Genomic DNA, 14,108 nt, shown 5'->3' on the forward strand with positions numbered 1-14,108 from the left:
CCTGCCATGCGAACGCATACACGTGTTGGCCTTAAGGTGTCCCACCATGGCTTCACCGAGTTACGACCACCCCCGCCCGAAGCGCTGCCGGTTCCGGCGCGTCTCGCGGCCGGTATGGGTGGGGGCCGCGCTGGTCGGCCTGACGTTCACCGCGGTGTCGCCGCCTGCCTCCGATGCCGTCGCTCTCGACGGATCGGTCGCTGCCCCCGCCGGCTCGGCGGTGGTGAGTCTGACCTCCGGTGATCCGGGTGCGGCCGCCGCGGCGGCGATACCCCGGGATTTCGGAACGCGGATGGGTTACGAACCGGTCGTCCGGCAGGGCCTGCTCGTGGCTCCCGACGGTAACTGTTCTTCCCCGGTGGAGCTACCCCGGGAATTCGATACCGCCTGTATGGCCCACGATCTGGGCTACGATCTGCTCCGCTACGCCGAGCGCACCGGCACGCCGCTCGGCCCGTGGGCCCGCCAGGCGCTGGACCGGGCCCTGGGGGTGCGGCTGCACCAGGCCTGTGACGCGCATACCGCGCCGATGGTGCGCACCCGGTGCGAAACCCTCGCCGAGATCGCGGCCACCGCGGTGGACCTGAATTCCCGCCGCCAGAACTACGGTGTTCCCGTGGCCGAAACCTTCACCCAGGCGGCGACGCAGGCCGCCACCGCCCAGCCGACCCGGCCCTGGTTGCTGCGCGGTATCGCGCTGGGGACGGCGGCGATGGCCGCGCTGGTGCTGGGTATGCGCCGGCTGCATCGGCGGGTGCGGCGTACCGCCGCCCCGGGCATACCGGCACTGCGGGGCCGCGCGGTGGTGGTACCGGCGACGGGAATTCTGCCGCGTGTCCCGCATCCGGGTTCGGGGAAGTCGCTCGCGGCCGGGCTCACCGAGCCGGTTCCGCTGCCGAGCCTGCGTCTTCTACCGGGCACCGCGCACCGCACGGCCGATACCCTGGCCGGACCCGGTTGACCCCTGCTGTAACACGTTCTAGTTTGGGTTCGTGCTCGTTGTGGACGATGTGGTCGAAGTGGACGCCCCCACCGAGGTGGTGTGGTCGGTCCTCACCGATTTCGACCGGTACGCCGACTGGAATCCCTTCATCGGCCGCTGCCGGGCGGATCTGACGGTCGGCGCACCGATCGATATGGAGGTCCGGCAACTGACCCCCCGGCCGATCCACATGCGCGAATGGATCAGCGACATCACCCCTGGGCAAGCGTTCACCTACTCCATGAAACCCCTCCCCCTGGGCGCCCTGCGCAGCAAACGTTCGCACACCCTCACCCCGCTGGCGGACGAACGTACGCGCTACGAATCCCATTTCGAACTCGCCGGCTGGCTGGCACCACTGGTCGGTCTCCTGTTCGGCCGTGGTTTCCGTCGCGGCTTTCCCGGTATGACCACGGCACTCGGCCGAGAAGCCGAACGCCTACACACCCACTGACCTCCCCCGGAACCGGAAACGACAATGGCGGCGCCCCCTTCCGGGGGCACCGCCATCGGTCGTCTACGGGCCGGGGTCCGGCGCGATCAGGCGATCGGGCCGCGGGCCACCTCGTAGGCCGCGCCCACCCGGTACAGCCGGTCGTCGGCCAGCGCCGGGGCCATGATCTGCAAGCCCACCGGCATCCCGTCGTCACCGCTCAGCCCGGACGGTACCGACATCGCCGGATGACCCGCGAGGTTGGTGGGCAACGTGCACAGGTCCGACAGGTACATCGCCAGCGGATCGTCGACCTTCTCCCCCAGCTTCCACGGGGTGAACGGGCTGGTCGGCGAGACCAGCACATCGACCTGCTCGTAGGCCTTCCCGAAATCACGCGCGATCAGCGTGCGCACCTTCAGCGCCTGACCGTAGTACTCGTCGTAGTACCCGGCCGAGAGCGCGTAGGTGCCGAGCATGATGCGGCGTTTGACCTCCGGGCCGAATCCGGCGGCCCGAGTGGCGGACATGACCTGTTCGGCACTGTGGTTACCATCGTCGCCGACCCGCAGGCCGTAGCGCATGGCGTCGAAGCGGGCCAGGTTGGAGGAGACCTCACTGGGCATGACCAGGTAATAGGACGAGAGCGCGTACTCGAAATGCGGGCAGGACACCTCGACCACCTCGGCGCCCAGATCCTTCAGCACACCGACCGCGGCGTCGAAGGAGGCCAGTACGCCGGGCTGGTAGCTGTTCGAGTGCAGTTCCTTCACCACACCGATCTTCAACCCGCTCAGATCGCCCGCCGCGCCCTGTCGCGCCGCCGCGACCACCGGAGCGACCGGTACATCGCGGGAGGTGGAGTCACGGGGATCGTGCCCGGCGATCACCTCGTGCAGCAGCGCGGTGTCCAGAACGGTCCGCCCGCAGGGGCCGCCCTGGTCCAGCGAGGACGCGCAGGCGACGAGCCCGTAGCGCGATACCGTGCCGTAGGTCGGTTTGGTCCCGACCGTCGCGGTGAGCGCGGCCGGCTGCCGGATCGACCCACCGGTATCGGTACCGATGGCCAGCGGCGCCTGATAAGAGGCGAGCGCCGCCGCGGAACCACCCCCGGACCCACCCGGAACGCGAGCGGGGTCCCAGGGGTTGCGGGTCGGCCCGTAGGCCGAGTTCTCGGTGGAGGAGCCCATGGCGAACTCGTCCATATTGGTCTTGCCGAGAATCGGGATACCCGCGGCGCGCAACCGGGTGGTCAGCGTGGCGTCATAGGGCGCCACCCAGTCCTCGAGGATCTTCGACGCGCAGGTGGTGGGCATATCAGTGGTGGTGAATACGTCCTTGAGCGCCACCGGAACCCCGGCCAGCGGGGAGGCCGGCGCGTTCCCGGCGTCGAGCGCGGCGTCGACCTCGGCCGCGGCCGCCAGCGCCTGTTCGCCCGCCACATGCAGGAAAGCGTGATATTCACCGTCGACTTCGGCGATCCGGTCCAGGTGCGCCCGGGTGACCTCCACCGAGGACACCTCGCGTGCGTGGATCCGGCTCGCGAGCTCGGCCGCGCCGAGGCTCGTCAGTTCGCTCGCGCTCATTCCCCCTCCCCCAGGATCTGCGGGACCAGGAAACGCTGGTCCTCGGCGGCGGGCGCACCGGAGAGCGCCTGCTCCGGGGTGAGCCCGGGGCGCACCTCGTCGGGCCGGGTCACGTTGGTCACCGGGTCCGGCGACGAAGTGGCCGCGACATCGGCGGCGGCGACCTCGGAGATGGTCCGCACATGGCTGAGGATCGAATCCAGCTGTCCGGCGAACTGATCGAGTTCGACCTCGGACAGGGCGAGCCTGGACAGCCGGGCGAGGTGTGCGACCTCGTCGCGGGAGATGGCGGTCACCGCGAACCCCTTTCGGCAATAGTTTCGACTACGGATCACGAGCACCGAACAGCCTAATGGTGTGGCCCTCCGATGCCGGTCGGCAGGCCGCGCACGACCGGTCCGCAACCCCGGCCCCACCGCCGGGCCGGCGCCCGGAAGGGTTCCGTCCGGTCCGTCCGGTGCTACCTCGCCTGCCGGAAGGTAATCAGAAAGCTGTACATTTCACACGATCCGCCCCGGTGAACCCCGGTCGGCGAGGAGAATTCGAGTCGATAACCCACCAAAATGGGTGTAAGGATGAGCAGACCGGGTATCCGTTGAGAGCCTCGGTCGCAGAAGGAAAGGGAAACGCACGTGTCATATCTGCTCCGCGTGCAACTTCCGGATCGTCCGGGAAGCCTCGGATCGCTAGCGGTAGCGCTGGGGACCGTCGGCGCGGATATCCTTTCGCTGGACGTGGTGGAGCGCGGCGCCGGATTCGCGGTCGACGACCTGGTGGTCGAAATCGCCCCGAACGCGCTTCCCGATACGCTCATCACCGCCGCGGAATCACTCAGCGATGTCCGAGTCGATTCCATCCGGCCCTACTCCGGAGTGCTGGACACCCACCGCGAACTGGAACTCATCGATACCGTGGCCAGCGCCCGCGACGACCGATTACAGGTACTTGTCGACGGAGTGCCGCGCATCCTGCGGGTCGGCTGGAGCACGGTGCTCGATATCGGCGAGCACGGCGTCTACCGGGTGGTCGGCAGCCAGAGCGCGCCCCAGACCCAGGCGGCGTCGGTGCCGTGGATGCCACTGCAGAAGCCGACCGCGCTGGACGGCAACGCCGAATGGGTCCCCGAGATCTGGCGCGATATGGATACCAAGCTCGCCGCCGCCCCTCTGGGCACCTCGAGCAAGGCCCTGCTGCTGGGCCGGCCCGGCGGACCCGAGTTCCGGCCGTCGGAGGTCGCGCGGCTGGGTTACCTCGCCGGGATCGTCGCCACCGTCCTCAACTGACCGGCCGCTCCTACGCTACTGCCCGCTCCCGGGCTCCACGATCCGCCACCTGTCCGGTTTACCCGGTGGGTAGGCCACGGTCAGGGTATCGCCCACGGCCGGCCAGTAGGCGGCATCCCAGACCAGGCGCCCGTACACCACCCGCCCCGGCTCGGTCGGACCGGTGAGATTTCCGGTGATGGTGACGAACTGTTCGCCCATCGCCTCGGGCCGCGGACTCACCCCGGTGAGGTGCAGCGACCCGAATTCCGCCTCGGCGGGCAAGGTACCGCCGCGCCGGCCCCGGAACACCAGGACGAGCATTCCCACCAGTGCGGCCACCATGATCGCCAGCATCGCCAGTTCGAACACCCCACCATGCTAGGCCTCCGCCGCGATACCGCGGAGCCCACCACTGGGCGCCGCCGGACCCCGGGGCCGCCATGAGCCTGCGCGCCGAACATTCACGGCGGGTCCCGCTGGATCCTCGCTCCGCTCGGCCGAATCGGAACACCACCGTGGCCCAGAGGAGCACGGCCGTGTGGGTGACCGAGCCGGAACCGGGCGGCACCCCGGAAACCGGCCCACCCGCGGGGCCGGACACGCAGCGCATGAGTCGACCGTAACGGGGTATTTCACATTCACCGGATGTGGAAGGAACGGATCGACATGCCGGAAACTACGATTCGAGCAGGTGTCATGGGAAGCCGCGTAGTCAGCCTTGTCGTACTCGTCTGGTTCGTGGCGGGGATTCTCGCCGCATGGCAGCGGGGTTATTTCAACGAACCACCAGAGGAATGCTCCCACCTCGCGACGCTGGCGGTCACCGTGGTCGCCGGCCCGCTCAACTACGTGGGACTCAATCCGCGGATGGGATGCACACTGCCGGAGCCCAGTAAATAGCCCGGAGTCCGGTCGCCCGAACGGCGGCCGGACCCGAGGAACGGCTCAGGAAACCGTCAGTGTGCTGGTGCCGGCCTCGGAGCGGCGGACGCTCCACACCCCCGTACGGGTTCGCGAGGAACGTCCGTTGCCTCGGTCCACCAGTGTGCGATCACCGGTGGTGTACACCAATTGCGCACCGCGCGTATTGGTTTCCGGGTTCTGGAACAGCTGGATCAGCCGATCGGTCTCCTCGGCCGTCAGGCCCGCGCCGATATCGTCGACCACAAGCACTTTCCCCGCGTCGAGAGCGTCGAGCAGGACCGGCAGCAACCGCAGCAGGGCCAGGGTCGCCGACGATTCCTCGGCGAGGGTGAACACCGGTTCCACCCCGGTGTGCACCAGCCGCAACCCCACGCCGCGACGGGCCACCATCCGCGCGTACAGGGCGTCGCGGGCGTTGCGCATATTGGTCAGCTCACGGGCCAGCTGGGCCGAGGTGAGCCCGGTGTCCTGTTCCAATTGCGCCGCGTGGGCGGCGGACAGGGCCGCGTGATCGGTCTGCGCGCTCAACTCGGCGATATCGGCGTCGAGATCACGCAGATAGTCGGCGTAGACGGGATCGTTCTGGGCGATGAGCAGATCGGTGATCCCGAGATCCGCGGTCTGCAGCAGGGTCAGCAACCGGGCCGCGTTCTCGGTGGACCGGGACAGATGCGAACCGACCCGCAGTTCCGTCGAGTCGATATCACCGGGCCCCTGCAGTACCTCCAGTACGGTCTCGAACCACCGGTACGCTGGGACCAGTGCCTCGGCATACATCTGCCCCGCCAGGCCGAGCAGCAGCGCGTTGGGCCGCACCAGCGGTACCAGCGCGGTGATACCGAAGCGCGCCGCCTCGAACATGGGCCCGACCCGGACGGCCTCCCCTTCCCGTTCGAAGACGATACGTTTCCGCGACCGGGGATGGCTGTACAACCATTCGGCCGCCACATCGGCGGTATCCAGGCGGAATCCGTAGGTGTACGGGATACCTTCCGCGATGAACACCGCCTCGAATTCCGAGGGCTGTCCGGTATGGGCGAGATGCGGTGTGCGCACCGGCCCCGCGTACGGATCCCATCCGGTCACCGACCGCAGTACCGCGTCGCGCATATGCCCGAGTGCGTCGACCAGGTTCGACTTTCCGGCCGCGGGCCCGCCGTGGACGGCGGTGACCGGCACGGCCACCGGCGCGACGCCGCGGGTCAACCGCAGTTCCTGAAGATCGGCCAGTGATTTGTGGTTGGACACCCGAAAACTGCGCAGCATGCCGCCATCCTGCCGTGTCCGGGCGCCATCCCGCAGAACCACGAGCGGTTCCCGTGTCAGACGCCGCGGGATGGCCGCCGCTACTCGTCCGCCTTCGGCTCGGCGGGCGGGCGCACCGCCTCGGGCCCGGATTCGAGCAGAATCCGGAAACCGTCCTCGTCCAGGATCGGAACCCCGAGCTCTTCGGCCTTGGCCGCCTTGGAGCCGGGGGCATCGCCGACCACCACGAACGCCGTCTTCTTGGATACCGATCCGGCCGCTTTACCCCCGCGCTGCAGAATTGCTTCTTTCGCGCCGTCGCGGGAGAAACCCTGCAACGATCCGGTCACCACGATGGAGAGGCCCTCGAGCGTGCGCGGTATCGATTCGTCGCGCTCATCGGCCATCCGCACCCCGGCCGCCCGCCACTTGTCCACGATGGCGCGATGCCAATCCACGGTGAACCATTCCGCGACGGCGGTCGCGATGGTCGGCCCGACCCCCTCGGTGGCGGCCAGATCTTCCAGCGAAGCCTGTTCGATCCGTTCCAGACTGCCGAACTCTCCCGCCAGCGCCCGCGCGGCGGTGGGCCCGACGTGCCGGATGGACAATCCGACCAGCACCCGCCACAGCGGCCGGTCCCTGGCCGCCTCGAGATTCTTCAGCAACCGGTGGCCGTTGGCCGAGAGGCTACCGTTCTTGTTGACGAACAGGGTGACCTGCCGTAACCGGTCGGCATCGAGGTCGAACAGATCGCCTTCATCGGTGATCGCCCCGGAATTCAGCAGCGCGATGGCCGCCTCGTACCCGAGCGCCTCGATATCGAAGGCGCCGCGCCCGGCCACATGGAACACCCGTTCCCGGAGCTGGGCGGGGCAGGTGCGCTGATTGGGACAGCGGATATCGGCATCGCCTTCCTTCTCGTAGGCGAGTTCGGTACCGCACTCCGGACAGTGGGTCGGCATCACGAAGGCGCGCTCCTCGCCGGTGCGGGCGTCGACCACCGGACCGAGCACCTCGGGAATCACGTCACCGGCCTTGCGGATGGTGACCGTGTCCCCGATCAGCACACCTTTGCGCACCACCTCCGCGGCATTGTGAAGAGTCGCCATGGCGACCGTGGAACCGGCGACCACCACCGGCTCCATCACCGCGAACGGAGTGACCCGCCCGGTACGCCCGACGTTCACCGCGATATCGCGGAGTTTCGTGGTGGCCTCCTCGGGCGGGTACTTGTAGGCGATCGCCCAGCGCGGCGCCCGGGAGGTGGATCCGAGCCGGCGCTGCAACAGCAGTTCGTCGACCTTCACCACGAGGCCGTCGATCTCGTGCTCGATATCGTGCCGGTGCTCGGCCCAGTACGCGATCCGCTCGAGTACCGCGTCGATACCGCTCACCAGCCGGGTGTGCGGGGAAACCGGCAGCCCCCAGGCCGCCAGCGCCCGGTAGGCCTCGTGCTGGGAACGCGGTGTGTACCCCTCGGTGCGACCCAGGCCGTGGCAGATCATGCGCAACCGCCGCCGGGAGGTGACCGCGGGATCCTTCTGGCGCAGCGAGCCGGCCGCGGTGTTGCGCGGGTTCGCGTACGGGGGTTTGCCCTGGGCCACGATCTCCGCGTTCAGCGTTTCGAAATCCTCCAGCCGCAGGTACACCTCCCCCCGGACCTCGAGCAGTTCCGGAATGGGAAACTCCGTATCGCGAACCAGTTCGCTCGGTATGTCCTCGATGGTGCGGGCGTTGAGGGTGACGTCCTCGCCCGTGCGTCCGTCGCCCCGGGTCGCCCCGCGCACCAGTTTGCCGTTGCGGTACACCAGATTCAGCGCCACCCCGTCGATCTTCACCTCGCACAGGTAGTGCAGATCCGGACCGGTCTCCTCCTCCACCCGGGCCGCCCAGGCCCGCATATCCGCCTCGGAGAAGGCGTTGTCCAGGGAAAGCATGCGCTCGAGATGGTCCACGGGGGTGAAATCGGTGGCGAAGCCGCCACCCACCAGCTGGGTCGGCGAATCGGGGGTGCGCAGATCGGGATACCGCTCCTCCAGCGCCAGCAATTCCCGGAAGAGTTCGTCGAATTCGCCGTCGGAGATGATCGGCGCATCGCGTACGTAGTATCGGAATTGATGCTCGCGCACCGTTTCGGCGAGTTCCTGCCAGCGGGCACGCTCCGCACCGGCGGCCGGTGCGGGAGCGGCTTCTCCGGTGGCGGTATCCGGTTCGGTGGGGCTTCCGATCTCACTCACACCACGCAGATTAGCCCAGCCCACCGACACTTCCGCGCACCGTAACCGCACGTCGCCGCCCATGACCGGAGCGGCGGCGCGGGCCGCGCCCACCGGTCCGGCATCCCGCCGGCCGGCGAATCCGGCCCCGGTACGCGCCGGCGCCGGAACAGGGGAAAACCGTTGCACCGGAGGGGCTTTCGAGACAACGACCCGACGATGGGCCACCGAGCCGGCCGTTCGACCCGCGGGCAGGGTGTGTGACCCCGGCACGGAATCAGCGCGCGGCGAGCGATTCCGGATCCTGCGCGAAGGCCCGCGCGGTATCGGCGGCCAGGCGCAATGCCTCGCGTGCCCAGCTCAGCGGCGCACCGGCGAGTCCGCAGGCCGGGCTCACCGACACCCGCCGGGCCAGTTCGGCCCGCGGGAAACCGAGGCGGTCCATCAGCCGCGCACCCGGTTCGGCGAGTTCCCGCCAGGTCACCGGCACCCCGGGGCGCGCGGTGGGAACAACGCCCAGCACCAGGTGTTTGCCCTGATCGATGGCGGCCCCGAGGGCATCCAGGCCCGCGGTCCCGGAGAGGGTCGCGAGATCGAAGCCGAGCGCGCCCGCCGCGGACCGGGTCAAGAAGGCCAGCGGCGGCGGACTCGCACAGGTGTGCACCAGCACCGGCACCGACCGGTCGGCCGATACCGTATCGAGAATCGCCAGCGCCTCCGGCTCGGGCATCGCGGGGACGGTGTTCAGCACACTGGCACCGCGCAGCGAACCCGCGAGCACCTCACCCAGCGACGGTTCGTCCACCTGCAGCACGACCTCGGTTTCCAGCCGCGCACCCACCTCGGCGAGATGGGCGGCCAGTCCCTCGGCCAGCGAATCCGCCAGGTCCCGCACCGCTCCCCGATCGGTGAGCACCCGGTGCCCCCCGGGCAACTCCACCTGCGCCGCGAGTGTCAGCGGACCGGCGGCCTGTACTTTCACCGGCCGTCCCGAACCCCGCAGCCCGGCGTTCTCCCAGGCTTCCTGCAGCGCGTCCAGATCGGTGCGCAGCAGATCCCGCGCCCGCCGCGATACCGAACCCGGCCGGGCGGCCAGCCGGTAACCACGCGGGGTGGTGTCGAATGGCATATCCACCAGCAGGGCCGAGGCCCGGCCGATCATATCCGCGCCCACCCCGCGAGCGGGGAGTTCCACCAGATGCGGGAGTTCCGGCAGCTCGCCGACGATCACCGCCGCGGCCTCCCGGGGATCGGTCCCCGGCCAGGACCCGACCCCCGTCGACGCGCCGGCCGGAAAACCGGCCGCGGTCATCGCGACGCGCCCGCCGGCGCGGTCCGCGCGGTCGCGGAAATGGTTCCGCTGCCGATCACCGCGTCCCCGGCGGTATCCGGCCGGTACAGCACCACCGCCTGCCCCCGCGCGACCCCGCTCAGCGGTTCGCGCAACCGCACCGTCAGCCCGGCCCCGACCGCTTCCGCGGTGGCGGGCGCGGTGCCGCCGTGCGCACGGACCTGCACCACACAGTCGACCGGACCCTCGGGTGCCGAACCGCTCGTCCAGACGGCCCGTTCCGCGTCGATGGACCAGACCTGCAGATCGTCGGCCGACCCCACCCGCACGGTGCCGGAGTCGGGATCGATATCGGTGACGTAGCGCGGTTTCCCGTCCGGGCCGGGACCGGGCAGGCCCAATCCCTTGCGCTGGCCGACGGTGAAACCGTGCACACCGTCGTGCCGGCCCAGTTCGGCGCCCTGGGAATCCACGATCGCCCCGGGACGGATACCGATCTTCGCGCCCAGGAAGGCCCGGGTATCACCGGAGGGGATGAAGCAGATGTCGTGGCTGTCCGGTTTGTTCGCCACCGCCAACCCCCGCTCGGCGGCTTCGGCACGGATCTGCGGCTTGGGGGTGTCGCCCACCGGGAACATCGCCCGGGACAGCTGCTCGGCGGTCAGTACCGCGAGCACATAGGACTGGTCCTTGTCGGCATCCACCGCCCGGCGCAGCACCCCGTCGGCGAGCCGGGCGTAGTGCCCGGTGACCACGGCGTCGAAACCCAGCGCGACCGCCCGGTCGGCCAGTGCGGAGAACTTGATCTTCTCGTTGCAGCGCAGGCAGGGATTCGGTGTCTCCCCCGCCGCGTAGGCCGCGACGAAATCGTCGATCACGTCTTCTTTGAAGCGGTCCGCGAAGTCCCAGACGTAGAAGGGGATACCGAGAACGTCGGCGGCCCGGCGGGCGTCACCCGCGTCTTCCTTCGAGCAGCAACCGCGCGACCCCGTGCGCAGGGTGCCCGGCGCGGACGACAGTGCCAGATGCACCCCGACCACCTCGTGCCCGGCATCGACGGCCCGGGCCGCCGCCACCGCCGAATCGACCCCACCACTCATCGCGGCGAGTACGCGCATGCGCTACGCACCTCCTCTCGCACCGGCCAGGCCCGCGGCCCTGGCTCGTTCCACCACTTGCGGCAACACATCCAGCAGGGCCTCGATATCGGAACGCCGCGAGGTATGCCCCAGGGAGAACCGCAGCGAACCCCGCGCCTCCCGGGCCCCGACGCCCATGGCGATCAGCACATGGCTGGGTGAGGCCACCCCCGCCGTGCACGCCGAACCCGTCGAGCATTCGATTCCCGCGGCGTCCAGCAGCATCAGCAACGAATCGCCCTCGCACCCGGGGAAGGTGAAATGGACGTTACCCGGGAGCCGGCGGGCATCGTGCGGGCCGTTGAGTACGGCGTCGGGAATCATCTGCCGTATCCGGGTGATCAGCTCGTCGCGCAGCCCGGTCAGTTCCTTCGCCCGGAAGTCCATTTCCGCCACCGTCTGACGCAGTGCCGCCGCCAAGCCCACCACCGACGCCACATCGGAGGTCCCGGAACGCAGATCACGTTCGTGACCGCCACCGTGTAGCAGCGGTACACACCCCACCTGCCGCCCCAGCAGCAACACCCCCGACCCGTGCGGCCCACCGAGCTTGTGGCCGGCGAAACTGGCCGCCGCCAGCCCGGAGGACGCGAAATCGATCGGCAGCTGCGCCGCGGCCTGCACGGCGTCGCTGTGCATGGGCACACCGGCCGCCTGTGCCACCGCCGCCAGTTCGTGTACCGGCTGGATCGTCCCGACCTCGTTGTTCGCCCACATGACGGTGACCAGCGCCACCTCGTCGGGATACTCGGCCAGCGCCGCGCGCAGGGTTTCGGGAGTCACGATGCCCTCGGCGTCGACCGGCAACCAGGTGACCCGAGCCCCTTCGTGCCGCTCCAGCCATTCGACGGCATCCAGTACCGCATGGTGCTCGGTGGCCCCTGCCAGGATCCGGGTACGGGCGGGATCGGCGTCGCGGCGGGCCCAGTAGATACCTTTGATCGCGAGATTGTCGCTTTCGGTGCCCCCCGAGGTCAGGATCACCTCGGATGGCCGCGCCCCCAGATCCGCGGCGATGGACTCCCGCGCCTCCTCCAGCCGCCGCCGGGCCGCCCGGCCCGATCCGTGCAGCGAGGAAGCATTACCGACCTGCGCGAAGGCAGCGGTCATCGCCTCGACGGCGGCGGGCAGCATCGGTGTGGTCGCCGCATGATCGAGGTAGACCGTCGTGGGCACACCGCTGACAGCACCCGGGAAAGCCGACTTCATGACCGACAAAGCCTATCCCACCGTTGACCTGGTCATCTTTGGGGTCTCCCCCCTCCTTCTACAATTTTTCTACAAATTCCACACGATTCATAACAGTGCAGGCACCACCGACATTCCTCCATTTACCTGCCCGGATGACAGAGATGGCGCCGGCATAACCGTGGCCTTGAACGCCACAGACTGTGCCGTCGGGCCGGATGGGCCCACCCCCGGGAGCAGCGCGGTTGGAGCCGACTGACCAAGTGGGGTTTCCCATCCCGCTGGTGGAAGGGAAACGGCGTCTGTCACTCCGCACGCCACGCCGCGCGGAATACCCGGGGGTGTCGCTGTGCGGGCTCAGGACATGCTTGACCGAACGTCATCAGCTGATACTTGACCGTTGGTCGGGTGTTGAACAGTGTGCCCGTTCCCGATGGTGCTGACACGGAAACGCCGCCGGGTCGGGGAGCCGGCGGCGTTCTGGTGAAGAGTCGACGCCCGACATGCGCCTCTCGGCAAGTGGTCGCTCGCAGCGACAAAAGGGGTGGGGCCCGGGGCTGTCCAGGACGCCGACAATGGATTCAACCCCGATGGTGGGTCTGCTGTTCCGCTTCGCCGCTGTGATACCTACTACCAGGCCGTTGGGCCTCGGATACGCCTGGGTGGCCCGGCGGCCGCGACCTCCGGGCTCGGCCGCCGACGTCCGGCTGCGCACCGGCTTCGGCCACCTGCTGCTCACCGTGCCCGAAGACCGCCCTACTGCTCCCGGGTCGATGCCGGGTCAGGGCTTGTCGGGGTCGAGTGCGTCTTTGACTTTGCCGACGAGTCCGGCCTGGGTGCCCAGGGCGGTGGAGCGGGGTTTGCCCTGGGAGCCGTCGTAGGTGGCATACAGCTTCGGGTCCGGCGGCGGCGGCGCCGACGCCTTGTCCCCGAGGGGCTGGGGGTCGGCGAGGAAACCGTTCTCGTGCACGCCGTCGGGTGCGGTGCCCGAGGCCCACCTGCCCTGGTCGGCTTCGGCTCCATCGGACAGGTGCCAGAGGCTGGTGGCGTGTTCGGAGTGTTCTTGGTCGAACAGCGCGTTGGGGGCGACGGCGCCTTCCAACCCGTCGGCTTTGAGCTGTTCGATACCGGACAGCCACATGTTCTGGTGGTAGGTGTCGCGGGCGAGGTTGAACTTCAACATATCTTTGACACCTGGGTCGTCGGTCATGTGATAGAGCCGCGCGGTCTGGACCCTGCCCTGGGCTTCGGCGGTGACGTTGGCGTAGAAGTCGGCGAGCAGGTTGCCGCTGGCCACGATGTAGCGGCCGTTCCAGGGCACCCCGTGGTGCGTAACAGATTAGCCGTCGCGGCAAGCGGTGATCTACTGGCTCGACGGGCTGGGAGTGGGTGGTCAGAGCAGGAGGTGGAAGATGTCGAAGGCGACCTTCCATTCGGCGGTCCCGGGGTTCTTTCGGTCCGGCTCGATCGTGACGAATGTGTGCGCCAGTGCCACGCTCAAGCCGCCTGCAATCAGCGGCAGTCGCTGCTCGGTCGCCTCGGAAAGGGTCATGTCCAACGGTGGCCGGGCCGTCAGTTGATCGAGTATGGGCTGTAGTTCGATCTCCTGGTCCAGTTTCTCGAACCGGTGGATGCTCTCCTGTAGTCCTTTGGTGATCGGGAGGTCCCCCGGTTCGATCACATCCCTCAGATTCGCCTTCGCCGAGGCCTTACCGATGAGGATCAGGTCGTAGATTTTCTCGTCGACGAAATCCGTATACCGCTCGAGATCGTTCCGGTCGACTTGCAGGCCGGCCACTGCCCGGAAGAATTGCTGGAATTTCACGGTACCCATTA

The 14,108-nt window shown here is 68.7% G+C and carries 13 protein-coding genes and 1 pseudogene; 4 read left to right on the forward strand and 10 right to left on the reverse strand.

The features are described from left to right. Positions 1–46: 46 nt before the first annotated feature. A complete protein-coding gene (locus tag ACYR7D_RS27290) occupies positions 47–961 on the forward strand; it encodes a hypothetical protein (RefSeq protein ID WP_459547369.1) in 915 nt (304 codons plus the stop codon). Positions 962–992: 31 nt separating this feature from the next. Continuing rightward, the gene (locus ACYR7D_RS27295) at positions 993–1,436 is read left to right on the forward strand and encodes an SRPBCC family protein (protein WP_459547370.1); all 444 of its coding nucleotides are present in this window, start codon (positions 993–995) and stop codon (positions 1,434–1,436) included. Between the two features lie 86 nt (positions 1,437–1,522). Here the strand turns inward: ACYR7D_RS27295 and gatA are convergent, their stop codons facing one another. Next, positions 1,523–3,001, reverse strand: a complete 1,479-nt coding sequence (gene gatA / locus ACYR7D_RS27300) for an Asp-tRNA(Asn)/Glu-tRNA(Gln) amidotransferase subunit GatA (protein ID WP_459547371.1) — start codon at positions 2,999–3,001, stop codon at positions 1,523–1,525. Further along, complete coding sequence (gene gatC / locus ACYR7D_RS27305) at positions 2,998–3,297, reverse strand: Asp-tRNA(Asn)/Glu-tRNA(Gln) amidotransferase subunit GatC (protein WP_459547372.1); 300 nt, start codon at positions 3,295–3,297, stop codon at positions 2,998–3,000. The genes gatA and gatC overlap by 4 nt, the downstream gene beginning before the upstream one ends. 336 nt (positions 3,298–3,633) lie before the next feature. Here gatC and ACYR7D_RS27310 point away from each other — a divergent pair, with 336 nt between their 5' ends. After that, entirely contained in the window at positions 3,634–4,284 is a 651-nt protein-coding gene (locus ACYR7D_RS27310; protein WP_459547373.1) for an ACT domain-containing protein, read from the forward strand. Positions 4,285–4,299: 15 nt separating this feature from the next. On the opposite strand, the gene ACYR7D_RS27315 is transcribed toward ACYR7D_RS27310, so the two are convergent. Beyond that, positions 4,300–4,635, reverse strand: a complete 336-nt coding sequence (locus ACYR7D_RS27315) for a hypothetical protein (protein ID WP_459547374.1) — start codon at positions 4,633–4,635, stop codon at positions 4,300–4,302. Between the two features lie 327 nt (positions 4,636–4,962). Here ACYR7D_RS27315 and ACYR7D_RS27320 point away from each other — a divergent pair, with 327 nt between their 5' ends. Beyond that, on the forward strand, positions 4,963–5,166 hold the full coding sequence (locus ACYR7D_RS27320; RefSeq protein ID WP_459547375.1) for a hypothetical protein: 204 nt from the start codon (positions 4,963–4,965) through the stop codon (positions 5,164–5,166). 45 nt (positions 5,167–5,211) lie between these two features. On the opposite strand, the gene ACYR7D_RS27325 is transcribed toward ACYR7D_RS27320, so the two are convergent. The 7 genes and pseudogenes from ACYR7D_RS27325 to ACYR7D_RS27355 all read right to left on the reverse strand — a co-directional run bounded on the left by ACYR7D_RS27325 (position 5,212) and on the right by ACYR7D_RS27355 (position 14,106). After that, positions 5,212–6,456 carry an AAA family ATPase gene (locus ACYR7D_RS27325; RefSeq protein ID WP_459547376.1) on the reverse strand — a complete coding sequence of 415 codons (1,245 nt, stop codon included), beginning with the start codon at positions 6,454–6,456 and terminating at the stop codon, positions 5,212–5,214. Between the two features lie 80 nt (positions 6,457–6,536). Beyond that, on the reverse strand, positions 6,537–8,738 hold the full coding sequence (gene ligA, locus ACYR7D_RS27330) for an NAD-dependent DNA ligase LigA (protein ID WP_459550311.1): 2,202 nt from the start codon (positions 8,736–8,738) through the stop codon (positions 6,537–6,539). Positions 8,739–8,931: 193 nt separating this feature from the next. Next, positions 8,932–9,966 carry a methionine synthase gene (locus tag ACYR7D_RS27335; RefSeq protein WP_459547377.1) on the reverse strand — a complete coding sequence of 345 codons (1,035 nt, stop codon included), beginning with the start codon at positions 9,964–9,966 and terminating at the stop codon, positions 8,932–8,934. Beyond that, the gene (mnmA, locus tag ACYR7D_RS27340; RefSeq protein WP_459547378.1) at positions 9,963–11,063 is read right to left on the reverse strand and encodes a tRNA 2-thiouridine(34) synthase MnmA; all 1,101 of its coding nucleotides are present in this window, start codon (positions 11,061–11,063) and stop codon (positions 9,963–9,965) included. Before mnmA ends, ACYR7D_RS27335 begins: the two co-directional genes overlap by 4 nt. Before the next feature lie 3 nt (positions 11,064–11,066). Beyond that, the gene (locus ACYR7D_RS27345) at positions 11,067–12,293 is read right to left on the reverse strand and encodes a cysteine desulfurase family protein (RefSeq protein WP_459547379.1); all 1,227 of its coding nucleotides are present in this window, start codon (positions 12,291–12,293) and stop codon (positions 11,067–11,069) included. A 760-nt stretch (positions 12,294–13,053) separates the two neighbouring features. Then, positions 13,054–13,599: pseudogene (locus ACYR7D_RS27350) on the reverse strand (manganese catalase family protein); the annotation flags it as partial. Positions 13,600–13,665: 66 nt separating this feature from the next. Then, positions 13,666–14,106, reverse strand: coding sequence for a DUF1931 family protein (locus ACYR7D_RS27355; protein ID WP_459550312.1), 441 nt, complete (start codon positions 14,104–14,106; stop codon positions 13,666–13,668). Positions 14,107–14,108 lie beyond the last annotated feature (2 nt).

Source organism: Nocardia sp. X0981, assembly GCF_977089955.1.

Bases quoted from the DNA above. Each gene is read 5' to 3' on its own strand.
- ACYR7D_RS27355 (WP_459550312.1), bottom strand. From the start codon at position 14,106: ATGGGTACCGTGAAATTCCAGCAATTCTTCCGGGCAGTGGCCGGCCTG.
- gatA (WP_459547371.1), bottom strand. From the start codon at position 3,001: ATGAGCGCGAGCGAACTGACGAGCCTCGGCGCGGCCGAGCTCGCGAGC.
- ACYR7D_RS27290 (WP_459547369.1), top strand. From the start codon at position 47: ATGGCTTCACCGAGTTACGACCACCCCCGCCCGAAGCGCTGCCGGTTC.
- ligA (WP_459550311.1), bottom strand. From the start codon at position 8,738: ATGGGCGGCGACGTGCGGTTACGGTGCGCGGAAGTGTCGGTGGGCTGG.
- ACYR7D_RS27345 (WP_459547379.1), bottom strand. From the start codon at position 12,293: ATGAAGTCGGCTTTCCCGGGTGCTGTCAGCGGTGTGCCCACGACGGTC.
- mnmA (WP_459547378.1), bottom strand. From the start codon at position 11,063: ATGCGCGTACTCGCCGCGATGAGTGGTGGGGTCGATTCGGCGGTGGCG.
- ACYR7D_RS27335 (WP_459547377.1), bottom strand. From the start codon at position 9,966: ATGACCGCGGCCGGTTTTCCGGCCGGCGCGTCGACGGGGGTCGGGTCC.
- ACYR7D_RS27320 (WP_459547375.1), top strand. From the start codon at position 4,963: ATGGGAAGCCGCGTAGTCAGCCTTGTCGTACTCGTCTGGTTCGTGGCG.
- ACYR7D_RS27325 (WP_459547376.1), bottom strand. From the start codon at position 6,456: ATGCTGCGCAGTTTTCGGGTGTCCAACCACAAATCACTGGCCGATCTT.